This is a genomic window from Acetoanaerobium noterae (genome assembly GCF_900168025.1).
Taxonomy (GTDB): domain Bacteria; phylum Bacillota; class Clostridia; order Peptostreptococcales; family Filifactoraceae; genus Acetoanaerobium; species Acetoanaerobium noterae.
In genome coordinates this window covers 504,539-518,605 of record NZ_FUYN01000001.1, presented here as the reverse complement: position 1 = coordinate 518,605, position 14,067 = coordinate 504,539, and the positions used below count along the sequence as shown (strand labels likewise).

General features: G+C 31.9%; 16 protein-coding genes and 1 other RNA gene. 13 read left to right on the top strand and 4 right to left on the bottom strand.

Going from position 1 to position 14,067, the window contains the following annotated elements; translation table 11 throughout:
* The first annotated feature begins 17 nt into the window (after positions 1-17).
* From B5X47_RS02655 to B5X47_RS02625, 8 genes are all read left to right on the top strand, one after another.
* The gene (locus B5X47_RS02655; protein WP_079588662.1) at positions 18-1,013 is read left to right on the top strand and encodes a LacI family DNA-binding transcriptional regulator; all 996 of its coding nucleotides are present in this window, start codon (positions 18-20) and stop codon (positions 1,011-1,013) included.
* Positions 1,014-1,059: 46 nt separating this feature from the next.
* Positions 1,060-1,238: non-coding RNA, 6S RNA (gene ssrS / locus B5X47_RS02650), on the top strand.
* A 340-nt stretch (positions 1,239-1,578) separates the two neighbouring features.
* Positions 1,579-1,743, top strand: coding sequence for a hypothetical protein (locus B5X47_RS13755; RefSeq protein WP_159446375.1), 165 nt, complete (start codon positions 1,579-1,581; stop codon positions 1,741-1,743).
* Positions 1,744-1,927: 184 nt separating this feature from the next.
* A complete protein-coding gene (gene pdxR / locus B5X47_RS02645) occupies positions 1,928-3,331 on the top strand; it encodes a MocR-like pyridoxine biosynthesis transcription factor PdxR (protein WP_079588661.1) in 1,404 nt (467 codons plus the stop codon).
* Between the two features lie 17 nt (positions 3,332-3,348).
* Positions 3,349-3,522, top strand: a complete 174-nt coding sequence (locus B5X47_RS02640) for a DUF896 domain-containing protein (protein WP_013362143.1) — start codon at positions 3,349-3,351, stop codon at positions 3,520-3,522.
* Between the two features lie 12 nt (positions 3,523-3,534).
* Positions 3,535-3,984 (top strand): chemotaxis protein CheW, encoded by a 450-nt coding sequence (locus B5X47_RS02635; RefSeq protein ID WP_079588660.1) that lies wholly within the window; start codon positions 3,535-3,537, stop codon positions 3,982-3,984.
* A 108-nt stretch (positions 3,985-4,092) separates the two neighbouring features.
* Positions 4,093-5,250 (top strand): sensor histidine kinase, encoded by a 1,158-nt coding sequence (locus tag B5X47_RS02630; protein ID WP_079588659.1) that lies wholly within the window; start codon positions 4,093-4,095, stop codon positions 5,248-5,250.
* Positions 5,243-5,896: a response regulator gene (locus B5X47_RS02625; protein ID WP_079588658.1), complete on the top strand. Its 654-nt coding sequence runs from the start codon at positions 5,243-5,245 to the stop codon at positions 5,894-5,896. Before B5X47_RS02630 ends, B5X47_RS02625 begins: the two co-directional genes overlap by 8 nt.
* A 22-nt stretch (positions 5,897-5,918) precedes the next feature.
* On the opposite strand, the gene B5X47_RS02620 is transcribed toward B5X47_RS02625, so the two are convergent.
* Positions 5,919-6,416: a ferritin family protein gene (locus B5X47_RS02620; protein ID WP_200805067.1), complete on the bottom strand. Its 498-nt coding sequence runs from the start codon at positions 6,414-6,416 to the stop codon at positions 5,919-5,921.
* Positions 6,417-6,612: 196 nt separating this feature from the next.
* On the opposite strand from B5X47_RS02620, the gene B5X47_RS02615 reads away from it, so the two are divergent.
* The 3 genes from B5X47_RS02615 (at position 6,613) to B5X47_RS02605 (ending at position 9,720) form a co-directional block, all read left to right on the top strand.
* Positions 6,613-8,415, top strand: a complete 1,803-nt coding sequence (locus tag B5X47_RS02615) for a thiamine pyrophosphate-dependent enzyme (RefSeq protein WP_079588656.1) — start codon at positions 6,613-6,615, stop codon at positions 8,413-8,415.
* A complete protein-coding gene (locus B5X47_RS02610) occupies positions 8,405-8,989 on the top strand; it encodes an indolepyruvate oxidoreductase subunit beta (RefSeq protein WP_079588655.1) in 585 nt (194 codons plus the stop codon). The genes B5X47_RS02615 and B5X47_RS02610 overlap by 11 nt, the downstream gene beginning before the upstream one ends.
* A gap of 89 nt (positions 8,990-9,078) precedes the next feature.
* Positions 9,079-9,720 (top strand): class D sortase, encoded by a 642-nt coding sequence (locus B5X47_RS02605; RefSeq protein ID WP_159446374.1) that lies wholly within the window; start codon positions 9,079-9,081, stop codon positions 9,718-9,720.
* A 16-nt stretch (positions 9,721-9,736) separates the two neighbouring features.
* Here B5X47_RS02605 and B5X47_RS02600 read toward each other — a convergent pair whose 3' ends face one another.
* From B5X47_RS02600 to B5X47_RS02590, 3 genes are read right to left on the bottom strand one after another with little or no spacing between them, the layout of a single operon-like run.
* A complete protein-coding gene (locus B5X47_RS02600; RefSeq protein WP_079588653.1) occupies positions 9,737-10,657 on the bottom strand; it encodes a DMT family transporter in 921 nt (306 codons plus the stop codon).
* Between the two features lie 2 nt (positions 10,658-10,659).
* Positions 10,660-11,322 (bottom strand): NUDIX hydrolase, encoded by a 663-nt coding sequence (locus tag B5X47_RS02595; RefSeq protein ID WP_079588652.1) that lies wholly within the window; start codon positions 11,320-11,322, stop codon positions 10,660-10,662.
* A gap of 18 nt (positions 11,323-11,340) precedes the next feature.
* Positions 11,341-12,423 carry a pyridoxal phosphate-dependent aminotransferase gene (locus tag B5X47_RS02590; protein WP_079588651.1) on the bottom strand — a complete coding sequence of 361 codons (1,083 nt, stop codon included), beginning with the start codon at positions 12,421-12,423 and terminating at the stop codon, positions 11,341-11,343.
* Between the two features lie 110 nt (positions 12,424-12,533).
* Between B5X47_RS02590 and B5X47_RS02585 the strand changes: the two genes are divergently transcribed.
* Both B5X47_RS02585 and hpt read left to right on the top strand, forming a co-directional pair.
* The gene (locus tag B5X47_RS02585) at positions 12,534-13,082 is read left to right on the top strand and encodes a cob(I)yrinic acid a,c-diamide adenosyltransferase (RefSeq protein WP_079588650.1); all 549 of its coding nucleotides are present in this window, start codon (positions 12,534-12,536) and stop codon (positions 13,080-13,082) included.
* A gap of 236 nt (positions 13,083-13,318) precedes the next feature.
* Positions 13,319-13,837 carry a hypoxanthine phosphoribosyltransferase gene (gene hpt, locus B5X47_RS02580; protein WP_013362131.1) on the top strand — a complete coding sequence of 173 codons (519 nt, stop codon included), beginning with the start codon at positions 13,319-13,321 and terminating at the stop codon, positions 13,835-13,837.
* Positions 13,838-14,067 lie beyond the last annotated feature (230 nt).

Sequence of the window (14,067 nt, the reverse complement as noted above, 5' to 3'; positions counted from 1 at the left end):
ATTGGGGGAGGGAAAAAATGGCAGTAACAATTAAAGATGTCGCAAAGATGGCTGGTGTTTCTATTTCTACAGTGTCTAGAGTAATTAATAATTCTAAGCCTGTAAGCAGTGACATTAGAGATCAAGTACTTAGAGTGATAAAAGAAACTGGATATGTTCCAAATCCAGTAGCAAGAAGCTTGGTTACAAAAAAAAGCAATATTATAGGAGTTATAGTTCCTGATATATCGAGCTTGTTTGTAGGAGATTTACTTAGTGGAATTGAAGAAATAGGAAGAATGTACGAATATGATATATTTCTTTGTAATACCTATGGAGAATCAGAAAGGGAGCTTAAATATATCAACCTTCTTAAATCTAAAGCAGTTGCAGGTATTATATTTGTGAGTGAAAAACTAGAAAAGCCACAAATAGACTTGGTTAAGGAGAGCCAAATTCCATCAGTTTATATTAGTAAAAATGCTAAAGATTTTGACGTATATTCGATTGGAATCGACCATAAGCAAGCTTCTTATGATATGACTCACTACTTCATAAACAAAGGGAAGAAAAAAATTGCTTTTCTAAGAGCATCAGTGGAAGATAATATTGAGGATTCAGAAAGATATAAAGGCTACAAAAAAGCTCTCGAGGATTCTGGAATTGATTTAGACAAGAGCTTGGTGCTTCAGGGTGATTCGACTAATGAATCTGGATATAGGATAGTAGAGATGCTGATAGAAAAAGGAAATATACCAGAGGCTATATTTGCATCGAGTGATGAGCTAGCAGTTGGTGCCCTTAATGCACTTCTTGATAACAGGATTAATGTGCCAAAGGACGTTTCTATAGCTGGGTATGACGACACTAGAATAGCTTCTATGATTAGACCTTCGCTAACAGTTATAAAACAGCCTATTTATGATATGGGTGCAGTGGCTGCAAGAATCATTGTAAAATTAATCGATAATCAAGATGTAGAGGAAAAATATATCATTTTACCACATACATTGATTGAAAGACAAAGCTCTTAATTATTTGTATTTAACACAAACGTAATTTGTAGTATAATAATATATATAGAACCTGGGGTGTTCGTTTATCAGCTTTAAATTCAACCGACATATTTTATACGGGAACTTTATAGTTTGGTAGTGGAAGAAATGCCTGAAGAAGGACTTCTGAAATTAACAACAAAGTACCCACCTGGGTTGATCTCGGGTATTGAATTTGGGCAATGACGGCATCCTGGGTTTTGTATTCATACTTTTAAAAATTAGTTTTAGATATACTCCATACTCAACTAGAACCATAATTGAGATTTGGAGTATTTTTTATGTCAAAAAATCCTGCAAAATGCAATTTTAAAAATGAAATTTTCATAACTTCGTATTTAATTATTGCAAAAAAACATGCAAAAAATCTCAAAAATGTTGAAAAATAAAGATAAAAACACGAATGGATATTTCAGGAAAATGTTTTTAAAAACACAAAAATGATTTTATGAATGTTAGATTATGCATTGACAGATATAAATGCAAATGATATTATAGGATTATAAAATTGCAAACAGATTATTTTATTATGGAGGTGCATAGCATGACAATGCAAAACAAAGTAGGTAAAACAACTGATAAAAAAGAAATTAAAGGATTTGCTTCGCAAAGAAAGTGCGGATTTATTACTTGCATTCATTGCATAAATGAAAGATGCACTACTAATAAATGCGATATGTTTGAAAGAGAATATATTCAAGAAGGTTAATAATCATACTATTTAAGCTTGCCTCGTAAAATGATGGCAGGCTTTTTTAATTTCGTACTGAATTTATTTTATGATAGAGATAATTTATGACTAACTTAGCAATTTTTGATTATTTTTTTTATTTATCATATAATGTAAGCTATATTAGTTAAGAAAAATACTATGGATATATAAAGAGGTAGCTATGGAAAAATTTAGAATTGATTTTAAAAAGGAAAATGGACCAAAGTATATCCAGCTTTATAAGCATATTAAAAATCTGATAGAGAATAGTAAGATAGAAGCTTCTGAGAAGCTTCCGCCTCTAAGAGAAATGAGTGCTTTTTTAAACATTAATATATCTACATCCGTAAAAGCTTATGATTTGCTTGAAAAAGAGAAATATATATATAAAAAAGAAGGCAGCGGATCTTATATTTATCCTCAAGCTTCTACCTCAAAGGAAGTGTTAAAAGCTGTTAGATTTGATCTTGCAAATCCTCAAGCTAATATGTTTCCGGTCGATAAATTTAAAGAGGCTGTGGCTATTGCTATTGAAAAAGAAGGGGAGACTTTATTTGATTATCACGAAGGCTTAGGATATGAGCCACTTAGGATGAGCCTTTGTGATTATATGAAGAGTTTATCTATAGAAAGTGGGCCAGATAGGATACAGATTATATCTGGAGCCCAGCAAGGAATAAATATAATTGTAAATTCTATACTTAATTATGGGGATGTCGTGTTTATTGAAGAGCCTAGTTATCCAGGAGCAATTGATGTATTCAAAGAGCATGGAGTAAAGGTCGTAGGGATTCCTGTACTTGACGATGGAATTGATATAGGCATTCTAAAAATGAAGCTGGAAAAAATTAAACCTTCGATATTATACACCATGCCCAATTATCAAAACCCTACAGGTGTATGCTATAGCGAAAAAAAGAAAAAAGAGATACTGAATCTTGCTAAGCAGTTTGACTTTATGATAATAGAAGATGATTATATGAGTGATTTTGATTTTAATAATACTAAAATAAAACCTCTTAGAGCTTATGACGAAGAAAACAGGGTAATATATATTAAGAGTTTTTCAAAAATACTGATGCCAGGGCTTAGAATAGGTTTTATGGAAATGCCTATTCACGTTAGAAATATAATAAGTAGAATAAAATATTCTATGGATATATCTACATCGAGCTTTACTCAGCTTTCACTATATTATTACATGACTTTTTTCGGGTGGAGAAATCATTTGGATATCATAAAAAAGGTTTATGAATCTAGATTTAAAATTGCGAAGAAGTATATAGATAGTAATTTTTCTGATATATTAACTTTTAGAAAGGCTTCAGGAGGTGTGAATTTCTTTGCAGCACTTCCAAAGGACTATAGCTCAATTGACTTAAAAACTTTCTTGGAGTCAAAAGGAGTTAAGATTCTTGAGGGACCCTTATTTTATTATAATATTAAAGCTGAAAATGAATTTCGAATAAGTATTGCACATATGCAAGAAAATGACATAGAAAACAATTTAAATACGCTTAAAAATGGTATAATAGAGTTCTTAAGTGATGAAAAAAATAAAATGAAGTATAAAATTCCAAATTAATGAGTAAGAGGTGAACCATGTCGGAAGAAGAATTGGTAAAAAGAATAAACTTTCTTTCAAAGAAATCTAAGCAAGAAGGTTTGAATGACATAGAAAAGCAAGAGCAGAAAAATTTAAGGCAAGAATACGTAAATAGATTTAAGAATAATCTAAGACAACAGCTAGATAGTATTAAAATTCAAAAAAATTAAGGAGGGCTTAGGATGGCTGAAAGAAAATATGTAGTTTTTAAACTTGACGAAGAGGAATATGGCATTGATATTATGAGAGTAAAAGAAGTGACTGAATTCGTTGAGGTGACTAAGGTTCCTAATACTCCTCACTTTGTGGAAGGTATAATAAATCTTAGAGGAGAAATTACTCCTATTATAAACCTTAAAAAGAGATTTTCAAAGCCTGAGGAAACAGCTAATGTAGCTCATAGAGTTTTGGTTCTTAATCTTGAGGATAAGCTTGTTGGATTTATGGTTGATGATGCTTCTCAAGTTATAACAATGGACGATAGTCAAATTCAAGAAACTCCAGCTATTATTGCAGGCGAGGATAAAAAATATATTGAAGGTATAGGAAAGCTAGAAGAAAGAATGGTTATAATATTAGACTTAGTACAAGTTCTAAATGAAACTGAGAAAAAAGAACTACTAGACATGTAAAAATAAAGGGCTATATGCTCTTTTTTTGCAATTTAGCTAAATTCTATATAGCAATTTGTAGAAAAAACTGTATATTATATTTATAATAATTTAAGGGGCTAGAAGGTTATGAATGAGTCAGGGTTTTCTCCTAAGAGTTTGGACAAAGTAATAAATGATGTCATTTTATCTATTCAAAGTGGACAGGAAGAGATATTCAATATTTCTGAAAACGTTTTAAAGGAATGCGAATTAATTCTTCAAGAAATAGAAAAATTTAAAGCAAAGGTTCTAGTTGTAATAAAAGAGGCAGAGAAGCTTACTAAGGAAGAAAAGGAAAGCAGGCAAAAACTTTTTTTAGTAAGCAAAAATATAGGAGAATATTCTGAGAGTGATATTAGAAAAGCTTATAATGAAGCTAAAGATAAGCAAGTTCAGCTTCTTTTAAAAAGAGAAGAGGAACAAAATCTTATTAGAGAGCGTAATCAGCTAGAAATCAGACTTAAAAAAAATTATGAAATAGTAGAGCAAGCTGAAAGTCTAATGTCTAAAATGAAATCTGTAATGGATTTTCTGGTATCAGATTTAGTGGATTTAGGAAAAACAATAAGTAATTTAGAGGATAAAACTCAAATCGGAATGAAGATTATCAAGGCTCAAGAAGAGGAAAGAAGGAGAATTGCAAGAGATATTCACGATGGTCCGGCTCAAAATATTGCGTCTTTGGTGATAAAAACAGAGATTGTTGAGAAGCTTTTAAAAAGAGGCAATATACATATAGAGGATGAACTAAAGGACATCAAAACACAGCTTAGAGCAGTTTTAAAAGAAATCAGAGGTATAATGTACGATTTGAGACCTATATCTTTAGATGAGGTTGGTCTTATTCCTACGATTGAGCGTATGGCTGCGGATATGAGTTATGAAAAGAATATTGCAATTGAGATAAAGAAAATTTCTGATTATCCAATATTCAATTCCTTAAACAAGCTAATCGTATATAGGATTGTCCAAGAATCTCTAAATAATATAATAAAGCATTCTGGAGCGAAAAATGTCGTTATACGTATGGACGTTAGACAGGACTCTATAAATGGCAGTGTTTCTGACGATGGAAAAGGCTTTGATGCCGACAGCCTTATGGAAGCCAAAGATAAGTCTTTTGGGCTTTCTTCTATGAAAGAAAGAGCAGAAATAGCTCATGGTTCAATAACAATAAAATCTGTAGTAGGAAAAGGGACTAAAATTATGTTTAGTATACCTAATGAGGAGGAGCCAAATGAATAAAATAAAAATTATGATAGTTGATGATCACGCCTTAATGAGAGAGGGTTTGACAAAAATTCTTGAGATGGAAGACAACTTCGAAGTAGTTTTTAAAGCGGCAGACGGATATGAGGCTTTGGATTATATAGAGCAAAACCCAGTAGATATTGTACTCTTAGATATTAATATGCCAAATATGAACGGTATAGAAACCCTTAAGAAAATGAAGCAGATGGATTTTGAAACTAAGATAATAATGCTTACAGTATACGACACTAGAGAGTATTTAATTGAGACTTTGAACCTAGGGGCAAATGGATATATGCTTAAAGATGCTGAAACGGATTCACTTGTAAAGGCTATTGAGGCTGTTTATAATGGAGGAAGCTATATTCATCCTAATCTTGCAGGAGAGCTGTTTAAAGAAATCAACAGACAAAGAGTAAGTAGAAACATAAAATCAGGGGTAGACTCACTTACGAGAAGAGAGTACGAAGTTCTTCTTCTGATAGCTGAAGGTATGAGTAACAAAGATATTTCAGATCATTTAGTAATCAGTGAAAAAACTGTTAAAAACCATGTTTCAAGTATTCTTAGAAAGCTAGATCTTCAAGATAGAACTCAAGCAGCAATTTTTGCAATCAAACAAAAACTAACAAACTCCTAGTCGAATGACTAGGAGTTTTTCGTTAAAATGGATAGAAGCTTTGTGAAAACCAAGTAGATTGCATAGCATTTTTAACTTCCTCTTCAAAGGAATCTCTGTGCTCTCTTTCCCATTTGGCAAGAGTGCTTAATAAATATTTTGCTTGCTCATCTTCAGTTTGCTCTAATGCTTTTTCATAGAAAGTAGCAAAGTCATTTTCCATAGCATAAGCCATTCTAAGTATTGGTAAATCAGATAAATCATATTCAAAATCAACATGCTCTAAATCTTTAGTTTTATTTTGAATGATACTTTCTCCATCAGCTTCATTTAAGTTGATTTCAGTAAAGCTGTTATTTTTCTCAAGGGAGTCTAGCTGTCTTTCTAAAATGCTGTAGTGCTCTTCTTCCATTGATGCTAAGCCTTCAAAGAGTTCCTTGATTTTTTTGCTAGAAACCTTGTCTTTGTAGAAGTTATAAAATTCTTGAGCCTTTCTTTCCATATTCATTGCATATTTTAGAATTTCTGTTGCATTTTTCATAGTTTTAGCCTCCATTCAAAAATATAATATTATAAAACACTATTACCTCATTTATTTACCCTCAATACGATTTTGAAAACAGCCACGAAATATTTATTTTATGAACATATTAAAACAATATGGTTAATAATATTCCTAATGGGGTAATTTCTTTATGTAGGTTAATAGATAAAGCTTAAGAACAGGAGTGATAAAAATGCCAATTGAAAAACAGGTTATGTCAGGTAATGCTGCTATAGCAAGAGGGTTTTATGAAGCGGGTGGAAAAGTCGCAGCAAGCTACCCAGGTTCCCCGACGGTGGAATTGCTAGAGCATGTTAGAGAATTTCCTGAAATTTATGCGGAGTTTTCTACTAATGAGAAGGTGGCTCTAGAAGTCGCTATAGGAAGCTCTATGGGTGGAGTGAGAAGTATGGTGTCCATGAAGCACGTAGGTGTAAATATCGCAATGGATCCACTTATGACTTTTACTCAAACTCATTTAAATGGAGGATTTTTATTAGTTACTGGGGATGACCCAGGAATGGCTAGTTCTCAAAATGAGCAAGATAACCGTATACTTGGAAAATTTGCTAATATGGCTATTTTAGATCCGAGTAATTCTCAAGAAGCGAAAGACTATACAAAGTTAGCTTTTGAGTTAAGTGAAGAATATAATTTGCCTATGATGCTTAGAATTACTAGTAGACTCTGTCACAGCAGAAGCGTTGTTGAGCTAGAGGAAAGAAAAGAAGTTCCAAGCAACAAATTTGAAGAAGATCCTGCAAAATACTGTATGCTACCTCCATATACCTTTAAAGCTCAATTTAATATGCAAGAAAGAATTGAAAAGCTATCAAAATGGGCAAATGAGGCAAACGTTAACAAATTAAACCATGTAAGTGACGATGTACTTATTATTACCTCAGGGTTGGCTTATGAAAACCTGATGGAAGTAACAGATAAGCTTAGCGTGCTTAAGCTTGGTATGGTTTATCCTTTACCTATGGATAAAATAAAAGAGCTTTCAAAAAAATATGCTCGTATAGTGATTATTGAAGAAATGATGCCTTTTATAGAGAATGAATTAAAAATTGAAGGCATATCTTGTGAAGGTAAAAAATGGTTCTCATTTACAGGTGAATTGAATATAGATGTAATTGAAAAAGGACTTAAAGATGCTGGGCTTATTAATGAAACGAAATATGAGGTAGCTAAGGTGGAAGAAACAATTTCTAGAGGCCCACTTTTCTGCTCTGGATGTCCACACAGACCAGTATTTGACATACTTAAAAAAGCTAAGGCTTTAGTAGTAGGGGATATTGGATGTTATTCCATGGGTATTTTATATCCTTTTGAAGTTTTAAAAACCAACATAAGCATGGGAGCTTCTCTTGGAATGATTAAAGGTATGAGGCTTGCCATGGATAAAATAGGAGATGAAAGACCTGTAGTTGGAGTTATAGGTGATGGAACTTTCTTTCATAGTGGACTTACAGGCTTTGCAAATCTTAGATACCAGCTTAAAGGTGATGAAAATATAACTATGCTAGTGCTTGATAACGGAACAACTGCTATGACTGGTGGACAGCCTACAGCAAGTTCAAAGCATAGAGATAATGTAGGGCAAGATATAAGTATAGATGAGCTTTTAAAAACTATGGGCTATGATGATATTCAAAGAATAGATCAGTTTGATTATCCTAAGGCCAAGGAAGTTATTAATGCAGCCATAAAAAGACCTGGAATTTCTATAGTTATTACATCTAGACCTTGCGCACTTAAATTTAAAATCAAAGAGCCTCATTTTTATGTGGACCCTAATATTTGTATAGGATGTAAAACTTGTATAAAAACTAATTGCCCTCCACTTAGAATGAAAAAATATGAGGGAATTGAAAAACTCAAGTCATCTATAGACAAAAATCAATGCGTAGGATGTTCTATTTGTGCTCAGGTTTGTCCAGTAAATGCAATAAAAAGAAGCGAAGTAGAGCAAGGAGGTAGCCATGAAAAATAAAAATTTAATCTTAGCTGGAGTAGGCGGACAAGGGCTTGTTCTAACTACTCAAATAATATCACAAGCTGCTTTTTTATCAGGACTTGATGTCAAAACAAATGACGTAATTGGTTTATCTCAAAGAGGTGGTACTATATGGGGAAGTGTTAAGATGGGTGAAAAAATTCACTCTCCAAATATAGCTCCAGGAGATGCAGATATACTCATTGCTTTTGAAAAGCTAGAATCTAAAAGATGGAAGCATATGCTAAAGCAAAAAGACTCTATAGCTATCATAAATGAGTATGAAATAGCTCCGACTTTAGTTCAGCAAGGAGATAAAGAATATCCTGAGGATGTGCTAGAAAATATGAAGCAAAAATCTGAGGTGATATCTCTTGATGCTACTGCAACAGGAGCAAAAATGGGAAATCCAGCAATAGCAAATATATTGCTTTTAGGAATTGCTGCTAGATATATGGATATTTCTGTTGAAACTTGGTTTAAAACCTTTGAACAATATCTACCTGCTAAATTTGTAGAGCTAAATAAAAAAGCTTTTATGTATGGATATGAGCAGGAATATTTAAAATAACTGACTAAGCTATGGTATAATTTAGTTAATAAAAAGTGATTGCTTAGCAGATGATTTCTGTAGTATTTACTATACGAGGAGCGTTTACTATGAAAAAGAAGATATCCTTGATACTGATAATATTAGGCCTTATTTTGATTTTGATTCCTATTGGAGGAAATATCTACAATAAAAATAAACAAGATGAGATGATAAGGGATTTTGAAGAGACCTTTCAGACTGTTTCCTCCACCGATGAGGGAGAGCCTTTAAAAGAAGGCGAGTTTGTAATTGTAGATATAAACTCAAATGACAATAGCAAAATCGATATAGGCTCTGTTATAGGGATAATCCATATCCCGAGGATTGAACTAACGCTCCCGTTAATGGAAGGAACTACTGAAAAGGTTTTGCTTCAGGCAATAGGACATATGAAAGAAACGCCTATGCCAGGACAAATTGGGAATGCTGCATTTGCAGGTCATAGAAGCCATACCTTTTCAAGATTTTTTAATAGGCTAGGAGAGCTTGGACTGCTAGATGAAGTTTATATAAAGACAAAGACAACTCAGCAAAAATATGAGGTATATGACATTTTGATTGTAAAGCCAACTGATATTCACGTTCTAGAACCAGATTTGGATGTGCCTACAATTACACTTATAACATGCCATCCAATGTATTCGAATAAACAAAGATTAATAGTAAAAGCAAAGCTTATAGAGGAAAAACCACTATCGGAAATTAAATAGCAAACAAAAAACAGGACTACGCGGTCCTGTTTTTTGTTTGCATTATATTAGTGTACTGAGTTCCGAATACGCCTACTAATATCATGAGTGAACCAATTATTTGGTTAATTGAGAAGCTTTCCTTTAGAAAAACTGTACCCATTATTATAGAGACAACAGTTGCTAAGTTTGCAAAAACTGATGCTTTTGATGCTTCTAGATACGTGAGGCTATAGTTGGATAGGAAAAAAGCGATTATCGAAGATACTATTCCGAGATATAGCAAAGCTGTAACAAATGCTGGATCTGACCATGGAGTAAAATATTGATTTAGATTACCGTTATTTATGTGTGTAGCTAGGTTTATAGCATTAAACACTAAAGCTCCATATAGCATCATAGAATATGTTCTCTCTGATGAGGTAAATTCCCCAGAGATTTTTCTTGAAATAATGCTATAAACAGAAGACGAAATTACAGCTCCTAAAAGTAAGATAATGCCTATAGGACTTGAGCTTTCATCAACCTGTTTTCCGTAAGCTATATATACAACACCAGCTACAGATAAAAGTATGAAGAAAATTTCCTGCTTAGTATTTTTTTCTCCCAGAAATATAGTTCCTAGAATAGCTACGCACACTGGAATAAGGGCAATCATAATCCCAGCCTGAGAGGATGCGGAATACTTTATGCCATAGCTTTCAAAAATAAAATACAAGATTGGCTGAGCAAAGCTTAACAAAAATAAATTTTTCATATTTTTTCCCTTTAGGTCGATTTTTATAACCTTAAAAAGTACCAGTATGCTCATAATAAGAAAGGCTAGTAAAAAACGATGAGCAATTAGCTCTATGGGTGTATGATTTGCAAGTGCTAATTTTGAAAACATAAAGCTCATACCGAAAATAGTTGCCATTAAAGTTGCTGCAATCTCTGGAAGATAGCTACGTTTTTCCAATATCAAATTCCTCCTTTAGCTGCTGTATCTAAGCTACAATCTAATCTGCTACATTGCTTTATAAAATCATTCATAATTTTTGCTGTTATACCCCAGATTATGTAACCGTTGTAATTGTAAAAAAATATTTTATAATTTCCAGTTTTAAAATCATAGTTTTCACCCTTAGTGAGTAAATTAAAGGGAAAATCTTCATCTGGAATAATGGACACTTTAGAATTATAAATATCAGGTTTTGTTTCAAAAAAATAAGATAATGGAACTAAAAAAATGTGGTCGACTTCATCTTCATTTATATTAATTTTCGAAAAATCCTTGATTATCCCAAGATAAGGATGAATTATTATATTAAATGGAGCAACAAAGGTATTCATTTCTGCAATTATTTCTATGTCCCCAGCTTCTATACCTAGCTCTTCACAGGTTTCTCTTATAGCTGTTTGCATAAAATTAATGTCAGAGAGTTCTTTTTTTCCTCCAGGAAAGGAGATTTCTCCCGGCTGAGCAGATATATTCTTTGATCTGACCTGAAAAAGTACATATACGGTATCATCGATATTGAGAAGTGGAATCAAAACTGATGATTCTAATGCACTGTCATGGTCTATTATATTTGTCTCGAAGTTCTTAAAATGGTGTTTTATTTGCTTAAAATAATCATGCATTTTAAAGTCTCCTTAAATTTATTTTGAAAATATATCATTAAGTTTTTCTATAAGAAGCTTGTTTTCCTCTGGTTTAAGTACACAAACTCTAAAATAGCTATCGTCTAATCCAGGAAAATTAGAACAATTTCTTATTATTATTTTATAAGGAAGCAGAGCCTGATATAACTCGTAAGCTGTTAGCTTTGGATTTAAAATTTTTGATAGAATGAAGTTCCCTTTAGAAGGGTATACCTTTAGCTGGTTTATTTTAGATAACTCATTAAAAATAAAGCTTCTTTCAGCCTCAATAAGCTCAAAGGTTTCAGCTTGATATTGCTCATCTAAGAACATAAGCTGTCCCATTCTATCTGCAAATATATTTATACTCCACAAATTCATATCACTCTGAAGATAGGATTTTATATTGGAATCACTCGATAATGCGTATCCAAGCCTTATGCCAGGAGTAGAGAAGAATTTGCTTGTACCTCTTATGACAAATAGCTTTGAAAATTCATCGACTAAAACACTGCTAGAGTAGATGCTTTGGTCTGTAAATTCAATATAGGTTTCATCAACTAAAATGTAAGCATCTGTATTTTGAAGTATTTGTTTTATTTCCTCAGAAGTTAAGATGCTTCCAGTAGGGTTATTTGGGTTACAAATAACTATTAGGTCACATTTATTTGAATTTGCATAATCTATTATTGAAGCTATATCGGGCTTAAACTCATTGCTTTCAGATAAAAAAAGCTCGAAAATATTTGAGCTTATTTTTGTTAGCTCTCTTTTATATTCTGAGTAGGCAGGTGATAAAATCATAGAATTTTGAGGATGTACATATTTTATAAAGCCTGAAATTAGACCTGTAGCTCCACTGCCAAGCAGAATATTGTCTTCTGCTGCATGAGTATAAGTGCTAATAGCTTGCTTTAATTCAGTATACGAAGGATCTGGGTAAATAGAAACTAGGTTCGGTTTTTTTGAAATCTCGCTAAGTGCTTTTGGACTAGCGCCAAAAGGATTGATATTTGAACTGAAATCCATAATTTCATCTATATTAAAACCATATTTCGATGCAAGCTCAAATAGATTAGCACCATGTTCGACTTTTGACATGATATAACCTCCAAATAATTTATTTTTAAAAAGAATATTTTGGATATATATAATATAAATCTTATTATACTTCATATTTGGAAAAATAATATAGCTTAGGAGGCTGGAAAATGAAAATTTATACGAAAACTGGAGATAAAGGTGAAACATCACTATATGACGGTACTAGAGTAAAGAAAAATTCTATTAGAGTAGAATCCTATGGTACTATTGATGAGCTAAACTCTCATCTGGGATTTGCTAGAAATTTTATTGAAGATAAGGATGTAAGTGAAAAGATATTCAAAATTCAAAAGAAACTTTTTTTTGTAGCAGGAGAACTTGCAACTACAAATGGAGAAAATTTTAAAAACAGAATAACTCTTGAACATGTAACTTCCCTAGAGGGATGGATAGATGAATATTTAAAGAAAATAGACAAAGTAGATGCCTTTATAGTTCCAGGTACTTCTCATGCTTCTGCTGCTTTACATGTAGCTAGAACGGTATGTAGAAGAGCTGAGAGAAGAATTCTTGATTTAGCTCATGAAGAAGAGATTAGCCCAGATTTAATTAAATTTGTAAACAGACTTTCTGATACTATCTATACTTTTGCAAGGTATTTAGAAAGTGAAATTATACTGATGAATTTTGAAGAAATGGGAAAAGAAAAATTATAAAAGTGTTAAATATAATATTACCTCTTTAAATTAAATATTAATGTGTGCTAGAATTAATTTACAAAGCTCTGCACGTGCAGAATATAATGCTACGTGACAGAGCTTTTTTTATGGATAAGTCAAGCTGAGTGAGAATTATAGATAATCTTTGTTATTGAAATAGTTATAATTTCAATATTTTATCTTATAATTAAATTATTTATTAGAGTAGTATACTAATTTTGGAGGTTTTAATAATGAATGTTTCAAAGGTTATGATATCAAAGGAAGAAATTGAATTAAAGGTAAAGGAAATAGCAAGCAAAATTGAAAAAGATTATGAAGGTCAAGAACTTTTTGTTATAGGAGTGCTAAAAGGAGCTTGCGTTTTTGTATCAGATTTAATCAGGGAAATAAATCTTCCTGTAACACTTGATTTTATGGCGGTATCAAGCTATGGAATGTCTACTGAAAGCTCTGGAATAGTTAGAATAATAAAGGATTTAGATATGGATATAACTGGGATGAATGTGCTTATTGTAGAGGATATTATAGATACAGGACTTACTCTTAATTATTTAAGAGAATACTTAGCGGCAAGACATGTAAAATCACTTAAAATATGTACACTTTTAGATAAACCTCAAAGAAGAAAATGCGATGTTTTAGCGGATTATGTAGGATTCAGCATAGAAGATAAATTTATAGTTGGATATGGAATAGACTGTAAAGAGCAGTATAGAAATCTGCCTTACATAGCAGCGGTTGAAGATTAATAAAATTTTTTCTGCAATAGATATAAATTTAAATTATTTTAATAATAATAAAACAATAATTGTTACAATTAAACAATTGATATAAAATAGAGTTAGCTAACAATTGATAAACAAAAAACTTTAGATATACATATAGAAATTTAAAACTGTTTGAAGATTTGAGATTTAATTAAAAAATAATATTTTTTATTGTGAATAAAGCAAGATTTCTTGGGAACATTAGCAAATTT